Source organism: Carnobacteriaceae bacterium zg-C25 (genome assembly GCA_017945845.1).
Classification (GTDB): Bacteria; Bacillota; Bacilli; order Lactobacillales; family Aerococcaceae; genus WM01.
In genome coordinates this window covers 253,769-274,361 of sequence record CP072828.1, presented here as the reverse complement: position 1 = coordinate 274,361, position 20,593 = coordinate 253,769, and the positions used below count along the sequence as shown (strand labels likewise).

Sequence of the window (20,593 nt, the reverse complement as noted above, 5' to 3'; positions counted from 1 at the left end):
ATGAGTTTTACATTAATCGCTACAAAATCATTACCAAATATCAATAGTATGGGATACGTTTATACACACGATAAAACAAAAGCTACTGTAATGTATGTCGCTAACGACGATGATAACAAAGTGTTTTCAATAGCGTTTGCTACGCCACCACAAAACAACAACGGTATCGCACACATTTTAGAACATAGCGTTTTATGCGGATCTAAAAAGTTCCCAACAAAAGAGCCGTTCGTTGAACTGGCTAAAGGGTCTTTAAACACGTTTTTAAACGCATTCACGTCGGCAGAACATACCACATACCCTGTCGCATCTAAAAACCAAAAAGATTTCAACAATTTAATGGACGTTTATTTAGATGCTGTCTTTTTCCCAAATTTAGTCGATAACCCTTATATTTTGGCACAAGAAGGTTGGCATTATCATTTAGAAAACGCCGAAGACGATTTAATTTATAAAGGCGTTGTATACAACGAAATGAAAGGGGCGTATTCCAATCCAAATACGGTGATTTATCAAGCTTCTAAAAAAGCACTTTTCCCCGACACAATTTACGCCAACGAATCGGGTGGTCATCCATTGGATATTCCAACACTCACGCAAGAAGAATTTGTTGCTTTTCACGAGAAATATTATCACCCAACCAATGCATTTACGTTCTTTTATGGCGATTTAAACATTACAGAACAACTGGAACGGTTAGATGTTTATTTCAATCAATTTGAGTATCGCCCATTTGACAATGAAATTGCATTGCAACCAAAATTTGAGAAACGACACGATGTTACCATTTCTTATTCGATTTCACAAGATGAATCGACAGATTACAAAACTTTTCTATCTTTAGAATTTGTCATTGGTGAATCGACAAACAGCCAAGATTACGTTAATTATTCTGTTTTAAACGATATTTTACTCGGCAATAACGCTTCCCCGTTATGGAAAGCATTGATTGAATCGGGCATTGCAAGCGATGTTGATGGCGGATTTAACAACTCTATGCGTCAGTCAACTTTTGATATCACATTAAGCAATTCTGAATTAGAACACAAAGAAACGTTTATCAATCTCGTTTTTGATACGTTACGTGGTGTTGTTGCAAATGGCATTGATCCTGTGCAATTCCAAGCAGCCATTAATAAAAATAAATTTGCGTTGAAGGAAGCTTCAATGAATGGCAGTTTCCCAAAAGGCGTCGTCTATGGCATGTCCGCTGCTAGTCAATGGTTATTTAACGGTAATTTATTCGACCCTTTTTTCATTGAAGATGCTTTAACGCATTTAGAAAAACATCCCGAACTACTCATTGACTGTATTGAAAAAGGGTTTTTAAACAATACTCACGCTATTTTCTTGGCTGGTGTACCAGAAGCTGGACTAAACGATAGATTATTTAATGACGTACACGACACTCTGCAACGTTATAAAGCGACATTAACGATAGAAGAAATCAACACACTTGTTGAACAAACCCAACTATTGCTAGAGCGCCAAAACAATCCAGATACACCAGAAAATTTAGCAACCATACCAACTTTAACATTAAGCGATTTAAATGAAAAAGCCGACGATATTTTCTTGCAGGTGAACACACACCACAAAACAACCTATTTACATCATGACACCTTTACAAGTGGTATCGACTACGTCACATTCTATTTTGATACGCGTGTTATTGACACTAAACATTTGCCGTACGTTAGTTTATACGCTAAGTTAGTTGGTGCCTTCCCAACAGAACGCTACCAACTAGAAGAACTCGCTGCGTTAGAAGATTTACACACAGGTGGCATTCACACCTCAACTAATGTATTCGTTAAAAGTACACGAGAACACGATTTCGCCCCAAAATTTGTCGTAAAAGTAAAAGTGCTCGACGACCAATTGCCATGGGTGAATACGCTATTGAGTGAATTGCTATTAAAAACACAATTTGATGATCGTGCAAAAATGAAAGAACAGTTGCTCAAAATAAAATCTCGACACGAATCAAAATTCATTTACGAAAGTCACGTTGTTGCCACACATCGTCTGCGTTCCTACTACTCAACTGCAGCACAATATGAAGAAGTGTTAAGTGGTATTGATTTCTATTATTTTGTAAGTGACTTATTAGAAAACTTTGACACTGTATATCCGGACATTATCGCCGCTTTAAAAGTGATTCAAACAACGTTATTTAATCAAAATCATTTAACCGTTGGTTTTATCGGAAAAATGGACGATACCCAATCACAGTGGGAAACATTAAAATCCTTTATTCACACGTTACCTAGTGAATTATTGATGCCACAGCCATTTCACTATACAAAAATAAGCACTAAAGAAGCATTTGTGTTGGCACAAGATGTTCAATACGTTGCCCAAGGCTACAACTATACGCTAGATCATCTCGTTTATAATAGTCAGTTACGCGTTTTAAAAACCATTTTGTCCTATACTTACTTATGGAATACCATTCGTGTACAAGGTGGTGCGTACGGTGCATTTAACGTTCAAACACGTGACGGTGATTTTATTTTTTGCTCTTATCGTGACCCAAACATTGCCGAAACATTGGCACATTACGGTAAAGCAAGTGACTTTGTACAACACCTTGACATTGATGAACGTGAACTTGTCAAAGCCATTATCGGTACATTTAGCGAATTAGACCAACCGCTCTCTCCAAAAGAAAAAGGTGAAGTGGCATTTATGCGGTACTTCTTAGGCACCGATTTTGAAACACTTCAAAACGAACGTTCGAACATATTGCACACCCGTTTAGACGATTTACGTCAACTTGCGCAGTACGTTTCTACTGCAATGTCTAAACCAACCTACTGTGTCATTGGTAATAAACAAGTGATTGATGCCAATCACAATTTATTTGACCGCATTACTACCTTGATAAAATAATTATGAAAACAAGTGGTGCTTTCATGAAAATGCATAGAAATATCACTTTTTTATTGATTTTTTTAGAAAATATCAGTATGATATAAAACGTAATTGTTTAAATTATAATTTTTTAGGAGGTATATACACATGTTAAAAGAATTAAAAGCCTTTTTATTACGTGGTAATATTTTAGAATTAGGGGTCGCTGTAATTATCGGTGGGGCATTTGGCGCAATTGTAACATCTTTTGTTAAAGATATCATTTCTCCACTTATCGCTTTATTATTCGGACAACCAGACTTTTCTGCTGTAATGTTAGGTACTTTAAAAATTGGTAGCTTCATCAATGCTGTAATTAACTTCGCTATCGTTGGTACAGTATTGTTCTTCGTTATGAAAGCTGCTGAAAAAGTAATGCCTAAAAAAGCGGTTGAAGAAGCAGCTCCTGCTGGCCCAACTCAAGAAGAGTTATTAGCAGAAATTCGTGATTTATTGAAATCAAAATAATTCAATTTATGATGAATGATATGACTTACTAGCATGATTTGCTAGTAAGTTCAGACTGTTGACAATACCAATAAAAAATCCAACATATTTTTTAAAAAATGAAAAATATGTTGAATTTTGAATTTTAAAATACGAAATGAAGAATAATATCTCAAAAAATGGCTATCTCCAGTGAGTAGAATTGCCATTTTTTTCATGTTTTGGGCAGCACAAGATAACCAAGTATACTGTTGCATCTTGGTTACTCCTCTATATTGCGCAAATCGATACCCATGATTTTGCTTAGAGTCTGCAAAACTACGCTCAATCGTTTCTTTCCGTCGTTTATATAATGCTTTCCCAAACGTAGATAATCGACGTTCACGACATCTATCGTATACATCAGCATCTATCGCTCGACGTAGTATCCGTTTATTACTATTATCGCTTATACGATACTGTTTATATCCTTGTCTATCAATATTTCTGTAGGTATAAATTTCTCCCGTACGTGTATCCGTAAAACAATCTATAGATGAATTATATCGAAAAAATTTATGGTCAGGATTGCGATGAAAACGTCGATACCCAATCACAGAAAATATCTTTTTCTCTTCTAAAAATTTTAAAATGTCTTTTTTATAATATCCGCTATCTAACGCGACACAATTCACATTAAAATTAAATGTTTCGATTATATGTGTTAATCGCGACACATACGGTACACTATCATGCACGTTGCCTGGTGTAATAAAGCAATCCACAATAAAATTATGTTTACCATCTACACTACGATGGTCTAAGTACATAAATCCCTTTTCTTTATTATCTCTATGGTAATATCCACTTTCTGGATCAGTCGTACTTTCTTTAATGGATTTAGAGATGATTTTATCAGTGTAATTAAAAGGCTTTTTTCCAATAGCTTCTCGTTCAGCGTTAATTTCGTTTTCTAAATCTCGTTTACGTTCTTGAACGGTTTCAATAATAGCGTTTTTAAATTTATTTTTATTGGCATTTGCTTTAATATGTGTGGAATCTGTAAATAATGCTGTCCCACTAATTAAATGATGTGAGATAGCTTGGTGTACAATAGTGTTAAATATATCTTCAAACACAGAAGTACCTTGAAAACGGCGAATATAATTTTGAGAAAAAGTGGAATAATGAGGAGTTGGTTTAGAGAAAGGAAGGTTTAAAAACCATCTAAACGCCACATCAGTTTCGACACGTTTAATGGTTTCTCGCATTGATTTAATACCGTAAATATCTTTTAAAAAGACTAATTTAAATAAAACAACTGGATCTAAACTATTACGACCGTTGGTATGACTATAGTAAGGAGAAGTAATATCATAAATAAAATTGAAATCAATTGATTTATCAATTTTACGTAGTAAATGATCTTTTGGTACTAATTCGGATAATGTGTTTAATATGATTTCGTCATTTGGATGATTTTCTTTATAAAACATAAATTGTTCCCTCCTTTTTCTTATCTCTATTATACCACTTTTAAGTGTTATTATCGTATCAGACGTTGTTGTACGAATGGCTTCGTTCTCGCACGTAGTAGGGAACGCGCGATGTATCGTGTACATCGCGGTAAGCCGTACAACTTAACGTCTGGTACGAAAAAAGACTGTTGACAGTTTATTTGTCAACAGTCTGGACTTACTAGCATGATTTGCTAGTAAGTTTTTTTGTTTTATGGCAAATCACTTATGACATAAACAATAGGCACCCATTTATCCATACAAAAAGGCAACACTGTTTAAGCGTTGCCTTCAACTGTTGATCATTTAAAGTGTCGACAGTTTTTTATTCATTAAATTGTTCGTTTTATTTTATTCGAATCGTTTCAAACCATTTTCTATGTTCAATACGTTCAATAAAGTAATGTGCAATGTGTGAAAAAATGAGAAGATTTAACAGTGTCCCTTCACGAACGGTTAACGGTACATCTGCGATAAATGTAATAGCCAATGATAGTAAAATAGCTACTACATCAATTCCTTGACGCACTTTTTTAAACGTCCAACCGGAATACTGTGCAATCACCATGGCGCATGCTTCAATTGGAAACACTACTAAATTCAATCTTACGAGCATCCCAATAGCAAAACAGGATATACACACACCGATGATTAGTACCACCACACGTAACCAATAAACATCGAGTACCCAATTATTCAATAGTTGATACACCATAATATTGACCACTTCACCTAGCAACATGGCCGTAATCACTTGTAACCATTGACGGAAATGAAATTCTTTCTTTTGAATAACCCATTGTACAAGGATACATAATGCATTAACCAGCATGAGTATTGTACCAATTTTTATACTCGTAACCGTTGAAATTGACCCACTCAGTGCATTGATGCTCCCAGTTCCAACATTGGCTTTAATCGTCAAACTAACACCGATTGATGCGATAACGATGGCAAGAAAAGACCACATTGTATTCATATAAATTTTTTTCATGATTACCTCCAAATGTCACTAGTATACTCAAAAACATTTAAAGGAACAAGCGAAATGTTACAATACTTCTTTTCCCTCTTCACCTTTTCGAGTCGGTAAAATTAAGTTTAATGTAATTCCCGTTAAGGCACTAAGTGCAGTTCCAGACAATGTCAATTCAGGTGATAATTGTAACATGGCACCACCTAATCCTAAAACTAACATGGCACTTGCGATAATTAAATTTTTAGCTAGAGAAAAATCAACTTTCTTTTCAATCATTACTTTTAAACCGTTACTTGCAATGACACCATATAACAAAATCGACATCCCACCAACTACTGCTGTTGGAATCGTTGAAATGAGCGCCGTAAATTTACCGAATAACGCTAACCCCATTGCAATAAATGCTGCATTGCGTATTACAGAGACACTTGCAATACGTGTCATACCAATCACACCCGTATTTTCACCATACGTCGTATTCGCTGGACCACCTAAAAAGGCTGATAAACTCGTCGCAATTCCATCTCCTAATAAGGTACGCGTTAATCCCGGATTTTTCAAAAATTCACGACCACAAATTTGACTTAATACCGTATGATCTCCAATATGTTCGGAAATTGTCACAATTGCAATCGGTACAATCGCTAATGCTTGTGGTGTAATCCCAAATTCATAAGTTTGGAATACCCCTCCTGTTGAAAACGGTAAGGAGAAATCTGGTAACTGTACCCAATTGGCTTGCAATACTGGAGCAAAATCAACAATACCCACAACAATCGCTACAATATATCCAGCTACAATACCGACTAAAAATGGAATAATTTTGAAAAATCCTTTTGCTGTTGTATTAACATATGCCGTTACTAAAAACGTGACTACCGCAACCATAATTTGACGCATATCCCCATCTTTTGTAAAACCGGCATTCGATACTGCTGAACTAGCCAACCCTAACCCAATCACCATAATCATTGGTCCAATGACAATAGGTGGTAATAATTTATCAATCCAGCCTGTACCTAAAACTTTAATTAAACCGGCAATCACCACATAAACTAAACCGACTAAAATGACACCACTTTGTGCTGCGGAAATATCGCCACCACGTTGTTGAATTGCCAATCCCATTGCTGAAATATAAGCAAATGATGAACCTAAATAAACAGGTACCTTTGCTTTAGTCGCGACAATATACACAAGCGTGCCTAATCCGCTACAAAACAAAGCAACAGAAACCGACATGTTTAACAAAATCGGTACTAAAATCGTTGCACCAAACATCGCAAAAATGTGTTGCACACTTAATAGTAAACCTAATTTTGCATTGGGTTTCTCGTGGACATCGAATAACAATTGTTTTTCCATATTTTCCTCCTAAAACACCTATTTTTATACAAAAAAATAGGCAAATATTGTATTTGCCTTTAGGATACGTATTTAGATTAGTTTATGTGTAGGCAGAAAAACACCCTACCCATTCTATATGAAAATCGTTTCTTTACAACCTCTCTGGATTGCATTAAAGACTTATACTGTTGTGTATTGTATCAGAAGCACTTTTAAAATGCAAGGATTTTAAAAAATTAAAAAACATGCGTTTATTGCGCGACTATGCTCAATGCATCATTTACAAAATGAAAATCCAGCAACCTTTTCAAAACGAAAAAGTTGCTGGATTGTTAATGTTCTACAACTTGTAGAGTCGCTCTTAAATTAGTCATTCAAAATTTCGCCATTTGTGGCAATAACTTCTTTATACCAGTAGAATGAATCTTTGCGTAAACGTTTTAACGTACCGTTACCTTCATCATCTTGATCAACATAAATGAATCCATAACGTTTTGACATTTGTGATGTAGACATACTAACTAAGTCGATACTACCCCAACTTAAATACCCTAATAAATCCACACCTTCATTAACCGCCTCACCCATTTCTTTAAAGTGTGCTTTAAAGTAATCAATACGATATTGGTCATGAATTGAACCGTCAGATTCCACAACATCTTTAGCGCCCATACCATTTTCAACAACCATTAACGGTAAACGATAGCGGTCATATAACTCAATCAATGAAATTTTCAATCCTTTTGGATCAATTTGCCAACCCCACTCAGTTGCTGGTAAATAAGGATTTTTAACGCCTAAAATCGTATTTCCTGGTGTACGCTCTGCATTTGGATCAGCTGATTCCGTCATTGACATATAGTAACTAAACGTCACATAATCAACGGTGTATTTTTTAATGATGTCTAAATCGCCATCTTCCATCGTAATGTGAATACCTTCATTTTCAAAACGTTTTAACACTAAACGTGGATACTCTCCAAAAACTTGTACATCTGCATAGAAATAATTGTCTAAATTTTTCTTTAATGACAATTCTACATCTAGCGGTGCACATGTACGTGGATACGTTGTTAATTTTGTTAGCATACAGCCCATTAACGCAAATGGAATAGTTTCACGCAACGCTTTCGTTGCTAATGATGACGCCACAAATTGATGGTGTAACCCTTGGTATAAGTGTTCCATTTCTTTACCTTCTGGAATCGCATCTAAAATAATACCTGCAGTTGTAAACGGATGACGAATAATACTGTCCACTTCATTAAACGTTAACCAATATTTCACCGTATTAAATTCAGTAAAGCACGTTTGGCAAAAACGCACAAAATGATCAACCACTTCACGAGCCACCCATCCATTATATTTTAAACTTAAATGTAAGGGCATTTCGTAGTGTGACAATGTCACAACTGGTTCAATATGTAATTCATGCATTTTAGCAAATAATTTTTTATAAAATGCGACACCTTTAGGGTTAGGCGTCAATTCTTCACCTGTTGGATATAAACGTGACCACGCAATTGATACGCGCAATGCTTTAAATCCCATTTCAGCAAATAGTTGTAAATCCGTTTCATATTGATGATAGAAATCAATACCACGACGTTTTGGATACCATTTATCACTTAAATCAGCGGCAGCTTCTTTAACACCTTCTGTTGTAAACGCAACGTGTTTTGCGTAATCTTTAACATCTACATTTGGCTTGTATGTTGCCACATCTGCAACAGATAACCCTTTACCATCTACGTTCCAAGCCCCTTCCACTTGGTTAGCAGCAGTCGCACCACCCCATAAAAATTCTTTTGGAAAACTTATTTTTACCATGTTATTCTCCCTGTCTATTTAATGATACCTTTATTTTACCGTAATGAGTTCAACGAATTCTTATACGACAAACCTAAAAAATGATACTATTCTCTGTTTTATAATGGCTGATATACAAAAACCGCTGGACAATCGTCCAACGGTTTTTGTATTCGATTGTACAGAGTATCTAAACAAATAGTTGCTTAATTAATGTTAAAGCACTATCGGTCATTACATATCACCGCTATTTGCCATAGCACCGCATTGCTATGGTGCTTAAACAAAGGTCTATAAAGTGACTTTATAATTGTGATTTACTGTTGCTTCAATAGTTGGGTATTTTTTTAAATAATCTGCAATGAGTTCCGTCATATCAATTTGTACTTCTTTTACAATTTTTTCAGGACCATACATGGTGTAATTTCCACCACCAACTGCACGATATTGGTTTGTTACCACATCAATCGTGGCGTCCATATTTAACGGTTCGCCTTTATAACACAACTCCACAACTCGACTACCTAGAGGCTTAGAGAAATTAATGGTATACTCTACACCTTCAAACATATCATAATTGTAATATTGTGGTTTTGGCAACATATAGACTGGATTAAACTTAATTTCACCGTCTTCTACAATAAAATATTGCGCCGTTTGCTCAATGGCATCTTTTAAATCTTGTCCACTCATGCGAACAACGGCTAGCGTGTTTGGATAAATGTAATTCGTAATAATATCACGCATCGTAATAATTGGATTAAACCCACGACCTTCATTATTAAATAGCGCTGTCCCTGAAATATCCGCACCTGTAGCATCCATTTGAACACGTTGAATAAACTCAATATAAGGGTGCTCTTTTAAGCGCGCTTCATGCGGATTTGTAATGGTCATATCTCCAACAACTTTCCCTGCTGGTTGATCTAGCCACTCTTCTACATCTACCTGTAATTCATGAACAAGTTGCATTATCTCGTCATCTGTTGAAAACTCTCCTGTTGGATGCAGTTTCGCACTTGATGACGTAACGATGTATTTACCATTTACTTTTTCTACTTGAAGTGAGATCTCACCAACATATTCACCGCGTTGCCCCGGTTGAACAACTGGCACACCATTTAACTCTTGCGCAATGACACGATGTTGATGTCCCGTAATTAACGCATCAATGCCTTCAACTTCATGTACTAATGCATATCCTTCATTTTCTCCCGTAATCAATTCCGTTGGTTCGCCTGTTTGTAAATCACGCTCAAATCCACCGTGATACACGACAACAACGACATCCGCTTCTTTTTTCAACAACGGCATATATTCTTTAACCGTCTCAACAACACCTTTAAACGTTAATCCTTTAATGGTTGCTGGCTGTTCCCAATTTGGAATATATTGTGTCGTTACACCTAAAAATGCGACTTTCACATCACCAAATGCTTTAATTTCATAGGCTTTATCAAAAATTGGTGTCCCATCTTCTTTTAAAATATTCGCACACAAAATGTTATGCTGATAACTTGAAACGGCTTGTTTTAAATAGTCCATGCCATAGTTAAATTCATGATTTCCCAACACACCTAAGTCATATCCAATTGCATTGATGACTTGTGTTAAATCATTGACGCGATATTTTTCCGATTTGTTTACAAAATAACTTAACGGAGACCCTTGAATAAAATCACCATTGTCAATTGTCACAACAGGTCCATTCGCTTCTTTTTTGATGTGTTTTATAGTAGAGGCTACTTTTGCCGTCCCAAAAGGTAAATTCATGTTGCGTTCGCCATAGTTTGTCGGCAAAATGTAGCCATGCATATCGCTTGTTGCCAAAAGTTTAATTTCCATAATTCTATCCTTTTCTTGATTAAAAAAGCAGGGTAATTAACCCTGCTTTCCAACGTTAAGCATACGCCTAACATTGCCAATCTCGTGTGTATTGTATTATTTAGACCATACTTGTGATAATTGTGCTTTTAAAGCAGCAAAGTCTGCTGTACCTGTCGCTAAAATTTGTTCCATAATTGTACGAACTTCAGTGTAAGCAGCATCTGAATTTTGTACAGCTGGAATGCTGAATAATTCTTTAGTTGTTTCATCTAAAATAGCTGGTACTTTTGTTGTGCTATTTTTGTAAGCATCTGATTTCAAGACACTTTCTACAATAGGCATATAACCTGTTTGTTGTGCCCAATATAATTGAGAATCAGCAGAAGCTAAGAATTTCATGTATAAGTAAGCAGCTGTACGTTGTGCTTCGCTTGCACTACTAAACATGTAAACATCTGTACCTTGTTGTAAATTGATTTTTGCTGGACGTGCAGCAACACCGTAAGTAAATCCTTTTTCGCTTGCTGGTTTAGCAACGTGTGATTCACCCGCGCTACTTCCGATGTACATTGCTAATTTTTGGTTAGCGAATGGACCTGATAAGAATTTATCTGATCCGGCAATACGGAAGTATCCTTCTTTAACACCTTCAGCATAGAAATTCACAACTTTTTGTGATTTTTCACTTGAAAAATCTAATGATGAATTGAAATCAACACCTTCATTTTTCATAGCAATCGCATAATAGTTGTTCAATGAGTCAAAACCTGCACCGACAACTTCACCGTTTGATTTTTCAAAAATAGTTTTTGCTACTTCTTTAAATTCATCCATTGTTGTTGGTACTTTAACACCATATTTTTCGAATAAATCTTTGTTGTAGAATAAAACTTCTGTTGATTTATTGAATGGGATACCATATTGTTTGTCTTGAATTTGTGCACCTTTCATCAATGATGCTAATGGTGCATTTTCTTTTAAGCCAATTTTATCATTTTTAATATATGGATCTAAATCCACTAATAAATCTGATTGTGCTGCATCAAACAACCAACTTGGATACGCTTGTGAGATTGTTGGTAGGTTTTGTTTTGATGTAAATGTTGCATTTAATTTTGCTTGTAAATCTTTATAACTTGATTGATTTTGCAATTCCACTTTTACATTAGGATTTGCTTTCATAAAATCTTCAGTTAATTTTGTTAAAGCTTTTTCATGTGGCCCTTGCATTGCATGCCAAAACGTAATTGTTGTTGCTTCTTTCACTTCTGTTGCAATTTGTGTAGTTGTGTTTGAACTTGTGCTTTGTGAACCACAAGCAGCCAACGCTACTGCAGCAACACTTAACGCCGCCGCTTTAACACCTGATTTAAACTTTTTCATCGTTCTTCCTATTCTCCTTTGTTTGCTAATACAATAATTTCGCCACGAGACGGCAATATTCTTTCACCATACGGATTATGCAGATTTTCTGGATGTAACGTATGGATTGGAACCAATAATTTAGGTTCAATCATATCAATGATACGATTGAGATCTTCTGGCCAAGCATGACCAGAACAAGAGACACGCACGAACTCAATGTTTTTACTTTCTAGTAAATCTAAAAACGGTTGCCAACCAGGATCAAAATCTCCTAATGGCTGTGCGTTGGAGTGTAAATATAAACTACCTTCTTGTAATTTATCGAACTGATTAACGGCTTGCCATACATAAGCACTTGTATCATGAAGCAATGTATCATGACTAATTTCTAATGTTGGATTAAGCATCTCATTTTTAGGTTCTTGTGTATAAGCATAGTAATATGGCACATCCATTTGGAAAATTTCTTTTACTAAGGCAGCCATATTCGCTTCCAACACCACTTGACGCGGTGAGCGTTCAACTATTTTTTTAAATCGCAATACATTGGCTGGATACCCATTAAACGTAATTTGACGATTTGGATACTGATTAATTTGTTCTACGAAACAATCAATTACAGCCTCTTCAGTTTGAATATCTTTTTCCTTTGGATCAGTCAATCTTTCTGGCCAAGAGATGCTAACACCTTCCATAATCAACATGTCCGAATGTTTTGCAGCTTGTGCCATGGCGATTGATTTATCGGCTTCATAGCCATGTAAACGTAAATCACCGGTATACGTGATTAACCCATCTGGTGTACGAATGAGTAACGCACACGCACCATAAGCATCGTGATCTACTGGCATAACCGTAACTTCAATATCCCCTACACGAACAACTTGATTGTCATCAAGTCCAATAATATCGCGTGTAAATGGATTTTGTTCAAATGGACTCGGTAAAATAAATTTACCGTGTCTATTCAAACTATTTAAAATCATTTTTGTTTCTTTTAACGCATATAGCGGAATAGACGGATCTAAGTAATTCACCATACGCGAATGATCTAAATGGACATGCGATAAAAAGACGGCAGTATTTTCAAATGTTTTGGCATCAGGTCGATTAGCATAATTGAATCGCTTATCGTACACGTTGTCCAAATGCGGTATTAATTGATGTTCAACTAAAGTGGGCACCAATTCATCATTTAATTTCAAATGCGGACGATATTCTGTACCAAAATCAAAGAAAATATGTGAATTCCCATACGCCACTTCGATGACCGTTCCACCAATGGTTAAAATTCCTGCATGAAATGTGACTGTTGTGTTACCCTTTAAGTCCATTTTTTGCCACTCCTTTAATAATTTCTTTTCTGAAAATTAGATAGATAATTAAAATTGGAATAACAGTTAATGTAGCAGCTGCCATTTGCAAGTGTACATCGCTTCCACTTTCTGTGGCAAAAGCAGATAATCCATTGTTTAATAAACGGAACGTTTTATCATTTGTTACCAATAACGGCCATAAGAATGAATTCCAACTTGAAATGAACGTTAAAATCCCAACTGTAATTAATGCCGGTTTTGTCATCGGAACTAAAATGCGACGAATATAATCCAAGTCGCTCGCACCATCAATTTTTGCAGCATTATAATATGCATTTGAAATACCTTTTAAATATCCATTTAAATAGTAAATGTAAAAAATTGAGGTTAAAAACGGAATAATTAATGCCGTATATGAGTTGATTAACCCTAATTGTGCGATTGTTTGATAATTTGTAAAAATAATCGATTCATAAGGAACCATTAACAACGACACAAGAATTAATGAAACAACACCTTTGAACTTAAATTTCAAACTCGTTAATGCAAATGCAGCCAGTAAAGAAGTGACTACTGTGAAAATGGTTGTCACACTTGATACAAATACTGTATTTAAGAAATATTGTACAAATGGTGCACGCTCAAATACTTGTGAAAAGTTACCCCATTGTAACTCTTTAGGGAATAATGTTGGCGGAATATTTGTTGTTTCACCGTATGTCATTAACCCTGCTAAAATCATATAAACAAATGGAAAGACTGTGATAAATGCAAATATCCCAATAAAGATATACGCAAAAATTGTCGATAATTTTTTCATTTTATCCCTCCATTTTCTTCAACAATCGATTTTGTAAGAATGTTGAACATAAAATAATGATAAACAATACCACTGTTGCTGCCATAGCTAACCCTGGTCTTCCAAGTACGTGGAATTTGTCGTAAATGTAGTAAACTGCAGTTGTTGCACTGTTTGCCAAACCAGCTTGTCCACCAAATAATGCATACACTTGTGTATAGATTTTAAACGCTCCAATTAAGTTTACCGTTAATAAGAAACCAATTGTTGGCAGTAATTGTGGGAAAGTAATGCGCCAAAAAATTTCACGCTCACTTGCTCCAAACATTTTCGCAATTGTAAAATGTTCTTTATCAATATTTCTAAATCCAGCTAATAAAATGATAATGTTGAAGGCTAAACTTGTCCATATACCAAAAATAATTAATGTTGGCATACTCATATTGACATCATCAAGCCAATTGATACCGGGAATATTAAAAATACTCAATACGTAATTTACTAATCCATAATTTCCGTTAAAGAAATATCTAAATACGATACCAATCGCAATTGTACTCGTTACATACGGCATGAAAAAGATTGTTTCAAAAAATGATTTCATTTTTACTTTTTCAAAAATTGCCCATGCAATCGCTATTGAAATAATAAGTGCAACCGGAACAACGATAAACGCATACATTGCTGTATTGCCAATTGCTTTATGAAAAACAGGATCACTAACTACTTGCGTGTAGTTTTCAACACCTACAAAACGTGGTCGTAAAATCGTTCCACCTTGAAAACTCATTAAAAACGCACGAATTAGTGGATAAATGTTAAACATAACAATAATGAGTAACGCGGGTAGTAAAAATAACCATGCGCGCTTTTGATTATCTGGGTTATAAGTTTTCATTAGTATACACGCTCTCCATTTTCATCAAATATAAACACTTTGTGATAACTAAAATCAAATGTTATCGTATCTTCTTCGACAATTTGACGTTCTACACTTACGATAGACTTCATCGGTGTACTACCCGCTGTAAAATGTAAAATACGTTCGCGACCAATTAACTCAACACCCGTAACCGGAGAACTAATTAAACCGACTTCAGATGGTACAACGTCTTCTGGACGAATAGCAATTGTGTACTGTCCATCCGTTAAAGGACGTTTAAAGCGATCGGTAAATAGTTTATCCGTTTCAAATGAAAAGGCTTCATGAACAACTTTGCCATTTGCTACTTGAACGTTAAATGTATTAATGATTGGGTTACCAATAAATTTAGCAACAAATAAATTCGCTGGCTCTAAATATAAGTTTTGAGGATCATCATTTTGTTGAATAACCCCCTCGTTCATTAAAATGATTTTATCAGAAATCGATAACGCTTCTTCTTGGTCATGTGTTACGAAAATTGTTGTAATACCAACTTCTTTAACCAAGCGACGAATTTCTTCACGAATTTTCAAACGTAAACGCGCATCTAAGTTACTTAAAGGCTCATCTAACAATAACACTTCGGGTTTTTGAACAAGTGCACGCGTAATGGCAACACGTTGTTGTTGACCACCAGATAAAGTTGATGGCTTTTTATTGGCTAATTCTTCAATATTAGTCAATTTCATATACTCTTCAGCAACTTGTTTTGCTTGCTCTTTAGCCATTTTGTTTGCACCAACTGTCAATGGGAACATAACGTTTTCTAAAACCGTCATATGTGGATATAACGCGTAATTTTGAAATACAAAACCAATATTACGATCTTTTGGCTCTGTTTTAACAACTGAATTACCATTAAATTTAATATCGCCACCTGTAGGTTGCAATAATCCTGCAATCATATTTAAAATAGTTGATTTACCACAACCACTAGGGCCTAATAAACAAACCAAATCTCCTTGCTCAATTGTAAAATCAACGGATTTTAATGCTTCAAAACCGTTATCAAAGACTTTGTTTAAGCCGATAACTTCAATCATCTTTTGCCTCCAACGTATAAAATAAGATAATTATATTTTACCAAATTTTTTAATTTAAAACACCTTTTTATTTTTTTAAAATTAAATATTTTCTTAAATTTAATCAGTGTCCACTATTCATTATAACCTACTCACGCTCATATTGACAACCTTATACAAAAGCGTTTGATAACGCTTAACGTCTATTTTAAATGACGTTCAATTACAGTCATCAATTTTTCGATTTTTATTTTTTGCATCAAAAATCAATCGGTACATTCATGTACACATACAAAAAAAGACGTATCAATAGCCTTAATCGATACGCCTTTTATAATGACTAATTGTATAAATTTTAGAGTTGTTGACACAAAGCTCACCCTTAATGATATTAAGCATCTACTCTATTTAATTAATACATCTATTTAATAAATTAAATATTAATTTTACTAATTGCGCCAAAATCAATAAAGCTACTTACGGGGATTGAACCCGTGACCTCCACCTTACCAAGGTGACGCTCTACCGACTGAGCTAAAGCAGCAAAAATAAAAAAACGTGGCAACGTCCTACTCTTGCAGGAGGTTTCCCTCCAACTACCATCGGCGATAAGAAGCTTAACTGCTGTGTTCGACATGGGTACAGGTGTGTCCTTCTTTCCATCATTACCACATTTATTCAATTACCAGATTTAACTGATATGCCGAGGACCGGAATCGAACCGGTACGGTGTTAACCACCGCAGGATTTTAAGTCCTGTGCGTCTGCCAGTTCCGCCACCCCGGCATCTGTGCTCTTCACACAAGCGAAAGACGGGGTTCGAACCCGCGACCCCCACCTTGGCAAGGTGGTGTTCTACCACTGAACTACTTTCGCATTCTCTATGCCGGCTAAAGGACTTGAACCCTCGACCCTCTGATTACAAATCAGATGCTCTACCAACTGAGCTAAGCCGGCTTAGTCTAAAAAAAAACGCCTAGGCGTTTTGAACTCCGCTTGTAGGACTTGAACCTACGACATCATGATTAACAGTCATGCGCTCTACCGACTGAGCTAAAGCGGATTATTATAAGCGTGGCAACGTCCTACTCTTGCGGGAAGTTTCCCTCCAACTACCATCGGCGATAAGAAGCTTAACTGCTGTGTTCGACATGGGTACAGGTGTGTCCTTCTTTCCATCATTACCACACTTATTCTTTTTCGAAAAGTTCTTTCAAACCTCTCACCACTGAATACAATTATTAACCAAACCTACTCACTTTCTCACGTTTCTTGGATAAGTCCTCGACCGATTAGTACTAGTCCGCTCCATATATCACTACACTTCCACTCCTAGCCTATCTACCTGATCGTCTCTCAGGGGTCTTACTCTTCTTACAGATGGGAAATCTCATCTTGAGGGGGGCTTCACGCTTAGATGCTTTCAGCGTTTATCCCGTCCACACATAGCTACCCAGCGATGCTCTTGGCAGAACAACTGGTACACCAGCGGTGTGTCCATCCCGGTCCTCTCGTACTAAGGACAGCTCCTCTCAAATTTCCTACGCCCGCGACGGATAGGGACCGAACTGTCTCACGACGTTCTGAACCCAGCTCGCGTACCGCTTTAATGGGCGAACAGCCCAACCCTTGGGACCGACTTCAGCCCCAGGATGCGATGAGCCGACATCGAGGTGCCAAACCTCCCCGTCGATGTGAACTCTTGGGGGAGATAAGCCTGTTATCCCCAGGGTAGCTTTTATCCGTTGAGCGATGGCCCTTCCATACGGTACCACCGGATCACTAAGCCCGACTTTCGTCCCTGCTCGACTTGTTGGTCTCGCAGTCAAGCTCCCTTCTGCCTTTACACTCTTCGAATGATTTCCAACCATTCTGAGGGAACCTTTGGGCGCCTCCGTTACATTTTAGGAGGCGACCGCCCCAGTCAAACTGCCCGTCTGACACTGTCTCCCACCGGGTTAACCGGTGCGGGTTAGAGTGGCCATGTAACAAGGGTAGTATCCCACCAGCGCCTCCTGCGAAACTGGCGTCCCGCTCTCCTAGGCTCCTACCTATCCTGTACATGTTACACAAACACTCAATATCAAACTGCAGTAAAGCTCCATGGGGTCTTTCCGTCCTGTCGCGGGTAACCTGCATCTTCACAGGTACTATAATTTCACCGAGCCTCTCGTTGAGACAGTGCCCAAATCGTTACGCCTTTCGTGCGGGTCGGAACTTACCCGACAAGGAATTTCGCTACCTTAGGACCGTTATAGTTACGGCCGCCGTTTACTGGGGCTTCAATTCAAAGCTTCGCTTGCGCTAACCTCTCCTCTTAACCTTCCAGCACCGGGCAGGCGTCAGCCCCTATACGTCATCTTTCGATTTTGCAGAGACCTGTGTTTTTGATAAACAGTCGCTTGGGCCTATTCACTGCGGCTGACCTGAAGTCAGCACCCCTTCTCCCGAAGTTACGGGGTCATTTTGCCGAGTTCCTTAACGAGAGTTCGCTCGCTCACCTTAGGATTCTCTCCTCAACTACCTGTGTCGGTTTGCGGTACGGGTTGTTCGTCTCTTGCTAGAAGCTTTTCTTGACAGTGTGATTGATAAGATAGCCGTTACTTCATATTTCACGACCCCATCATCACTCATCCTTATCGATGAAAAGCATTTGACTCTTCATCAGACTCGTGATTTAGTACAACTATTCCAGCAGTTGCCTCTTTCAACCTCCTGTGTCCCTCCATCGCTCAAACGATTCGAACAAGTACAGGAATATCAACCTGTTATCCATCGACTACGCCTATCGGCCTCGCCTTAGGTCCCGACTAACCCTGGGAGGACGAGCCTTCCCCAGGAAACCTTAGTTATTCGGTGGACGGGATTCTCACCCGTCTTTCGCTACTCATACCGGCATTCTCACTTCTAAGCGCTCCACCACTCCTTACGGTGTAGCTTCGTCGCCCTTAGAACGCTCTCCTACCACTTGCGCTCTTCACGCAAATCCACAGCTTCGGTGTTCAGTTTAGCCCCGGTACATTTTCGGCGCAGGGTCACTCGACTAGTGAGCTATTACGCACTCTTTAAATGATGGCTGCTTCTAAGCCAACATCCTAGTTGTTTAAGCAACCCCACATCCTTTTCCACTTAACTGATACTTTGGGACCTTAGCTGGTGGTCTGGGCTGTTTCCCTTTCGACTACGGATCTTATCACTCGCAGTCTGACTCCCGTTTATAAATATTTGGCATTCGGAGTTTATCTGAATTCGGTAACCCGAGAGGGGCCCCTAGTCCAAACAGTGCTCTACCTCCAATATTCTTACAACGAGGCTAGCCCTAAAGCTATTTCGGAGAGAACCAGCTATCTCCAAGTTCGATTGGAATTTCTCCGCTACCCACAAGTCATCCAAGCACTTTTCAACGTGCCCTGGTTCGGTCCTCCAGTGTGTCTTACCACACCTTCAACCTGCTCATGGGTAGGTCACTTGGTTTCGGGTCTACGACTACGTACTCTATTTCGCCCTATTCAGACTCGCTTTCGCTTCGGCTCCGTCTCTTCAACTTAACCTCGCACGCAATCGTAACTCGCCGGTCCATTCTACAAAAGGTACGCTATCACACATTAACGTGCTCTAACTACTTGTAAGCACACGGTTTCAGGTTCTCTTTCACTCCCCTCCCGGGGTGCTTTTCACCTTTCCCTCACGGTACTTGTTCACTATCGGTCACTAAGGAGTATTTAGCCTTGCCAGATGGTCCTGGCGGATTCCGACGGGATTTCTCGTGTCCCGCCGTACTCAGGATCCTGCTAGAGGTTGTCAAGATTTTGATTACGAGGCTTTCACTCTCTTTGGCCAACTTTCCCAAGTTGTTCTTCTATCCTTTCAACTCCCATGTTGCAGTCCTACAACCCCAACAAGCATGCTCGTTGGTTTGGGCTCTTTCCGTTTCGCTCGCCGCTACTCAGGAAATCGATTTTTCTTTCTCTTCCTGCAGGTAATGAGATGTTTCAGTTCCCTGCGTCTACCTTCTCATGTGCTATTGATTCACACATGGATACTACACCATTACATGTAGTGGGTTCCCCCATTCGGAAATCTCTGGATCATTGCGTACTTACTGCTCCCCAAAGCATATCGGTGTTCGTCCCGTCCTTCTTCGGCTCTTAGTGCCAAGGCATTCACCGTGCGCCCTTATTTACTTAACCTACCATACTAATCTATGATCAATATGAGTTTAAACGCGATTCGTTTTTCATTAAAAAACTCTTTTTTCAAACATTTCTGTTTCTCGGTAAAATTTTTGGTTTGTTTTACTTAATTGTATTCAGTTGTCAAAGGTCTGTTTGTACCCTTTCAGGTA

12 protein-coding genes, 5 tRNA genes and 3 rRNA genes are annotated in these 20,593 nt (G+C 37.7%); 2 read left to right on the top strand and 18 right to left on the bottom strand.

Going from position 1 to position 20,593, the window contains the following annotated elements:
• Both J7S27_01350 and mscL read left to right on the top strand, forming a co-directional pair.
• Entirely contained in the window at nucleotides 1–2,895 is a 2,895-nt protein-coding gene (locus J7S27_01350) for an insulinase family protein (protein QTU83191.1), read from the top strand.
• A gap of 129 nt (nucleotides 2,896–3,024) precedes the next feature.
• Entirely contained in the window at nucleotides 3,025–3,384 is a 360-nt protein-coding gene (mscL, locus tag J7S27_01345) for a large conductance mechanosensitive channel protein MscL (protein QTU83190.1), read from the top strand.
• A gap of 50 nt (nucleotides 3,385–3,434) precedes the next feature.
• Here the strand turns inward: mscL and J7S27_01340 are convergent, their stop codons facing one another.
• The 18 genes from J7S27_01340 to J7S27_01255 form a co-directional block, all read right to left on the bottom strand.
• A complete protein-coding gene (locus tag J7S27_01340) occupies nucleotides 3,435–4,838 on the bottom strand; it encodes an IS1182 family transposase (protein ID QTU83189.1) in 1,404 nt (467 codons plus the stop codon).
• 367 nt (nucleotides 4,839–5,205) lie between these two features.
• Nucleotides 5,206–5,853: a YitT family protein gene (locus J7S27_01335; GenBank protein QTU83188.1), complete on the bottom strand. Its 648-nt coding sequence runs from the start codon at nucleotides 5,851–5,853 to the stop codon at nucleotides 5,206–5,208.
• A 57-nt stretch (nucleotides 5,854–5,910) separates the two neighbouring features.
• The gene (locus J7S27_01330; GenBank protein ID QTU83187.1) at nucleotides 5,911–7,203 is read right to left on the bottom strand and encodes a uracil permease; all 1,293 of its coding nucleotides are present in this window, start codon (nucleotides 7,201–7,203) and stop codon (nucleotides 5,911–5,913) included.
• A gap of 348 nt (nucleotides 7,204–7,551) precedes the next feature.
• Nucleotides 7,552–9,015, bottom strand: a complete 1,464-nt coding sequence (locus tag J7S27_01325; GenBank protein ID QTU83186.1) for a glycoside hydrolase family 1 protein — start codon at nucleotides 9,013–9,015, stop codon at nucleotides 7,552–7,554.
• Nucleotides 9,016–9,285: 270 nt separating this feature from the next.
• Nucleotides 9,286–10,839, bottom strand: a complete 1,554-nt coding sequence (locus J7S27_01320) for a bifunctional metallophosphatase/5'-nucleotidase (protein QTU83185.1) — start codon at nucleotides 10,837–10,839, stop codon at nucleotides 9,286–9,288.
• A 96-nt stretch (nucleotides 10,840–10,935) separates the two neighbouring features.
• Nucleotides 10,936–12,204, bottom strand: a complete 1,269-nt coding sequence (locus tag J7S27_01315; protein QTU83184.1) for an extracellular solute-binding protein — start codon at nucleotides 12,202–12,204, stop codon at nucleotides 10,936–10,938.
• Between the two features lie 8 nt (nucleotides 12,205–12,212).
• Nucleotides 12,213–13,520: an MBL fold metallo-hydrolase gene (locus J7S27_01310; GenBank protein ID QTU83183.1), complete on the bottom strand. Its 1,308-nt coding sequence runs from the start codon at nucleotides 13,518–13,520 to the stop codon at nucleotides 12,213–12,215.
• Nucleotides 13,504–14,322: a carbohydrate ABC transporter permease gene (locus tag J7S27_01305; protein QTU83182.1), complete on the bottom strand. Its 819-nt coding sequence runs from the start codon at nucleotides 14,320–14,322 to the stop codon at nucleotides 13,504–13,506. The genes J7S27_01310 and J7S27_01305 overlap by 17 nt, the downstream gene beginning before the upstream one ends.
• Nucleotide 14,323: 1 nt before the next feature.
• Nucleotides 14,324–15,199 (bottom strand): sugar ABC transporter permease, encoded by an 876-nt coding sequence (locus J7S27_01300; GenBank protein ID QTU83181.1) that lies wholly within the window; start codon nucleotides 15,197–15,199, stop codon nucleotides 14,324–14,326.
• On the bottom strand, nucleotides 15,199–16,269 hold the full coding sequence (locus J7S27_01295; protein ID QTU83180.1) for an ABC transporter ATP-binding protein: 1,071 nt from the start codon (nucleotides 16,267–16,269) through the stop codon (nucleotides 15,199–15,201). The genes J7S27_01300 and J7S27_01295 overlap by 1 nt, the downstream gene beginning before the upstream one ends.
• 450 nt (nucleotides 16,270–16,719) lie before the next feature.
• Nucleotides 16,720–16,792 (bottom strand) — tRNA-Thr (locus J7S27_01290).
• 12 nt (nucleotides 16,793–16,804) lie between these two features.
• Nucleotides 16,805–16,921, bottom strand: a 5S ribosomal RNA gene (gene rrf / locus J7S27_01285).
• A gap of 28 nt (nucleotides 16,922–16,949) precedes the next feature.
• Nucleotides 16,950–17,034: transfer RNA gene (locus J7S27_01280), tRNA-Leu, on the bottom strand.
• Nucleotides 17,035–17,052: 18 nt separating this feature from the next.
• A tRNA-Gly gene (locus tag J7S27_01275) sits at nucleotides 17,053–17,124 on the bottom strand.
• A gap of 8 nt (nucleotides 17,125–17,132) precedes the next feature.
• A tRNA-Thr gene (locus J7S27_01270) sits at nucleotides 17,133–17,205 on the bottom strand.
• Between the two features lie 33 nt (nucleotides 17,206–17,238).
• Nucleotides 17,239–17,311 (bottom strand) — tRNA-Asn (locus J7S27_01265).
• A 9-nt stretch (nucleotides 17,312–17,320) separates the two neighbouring features.
• A 5S ribosomal RNA gene (gene rrf / locus J7S27_01260) occupies nucleotides 17,321–17,437 on the bottom strand.
• Between the two features lie 83 nt (nucleotides 17,438–17,520).
• A 23S ribosomal RNA gene (locus tag J7S27_01255) occupies nucleotides 17,521–20,438 on the bottom strand.
• Nucleotides 20,439–20,593 lie beyond the last annotated feature (155 nt).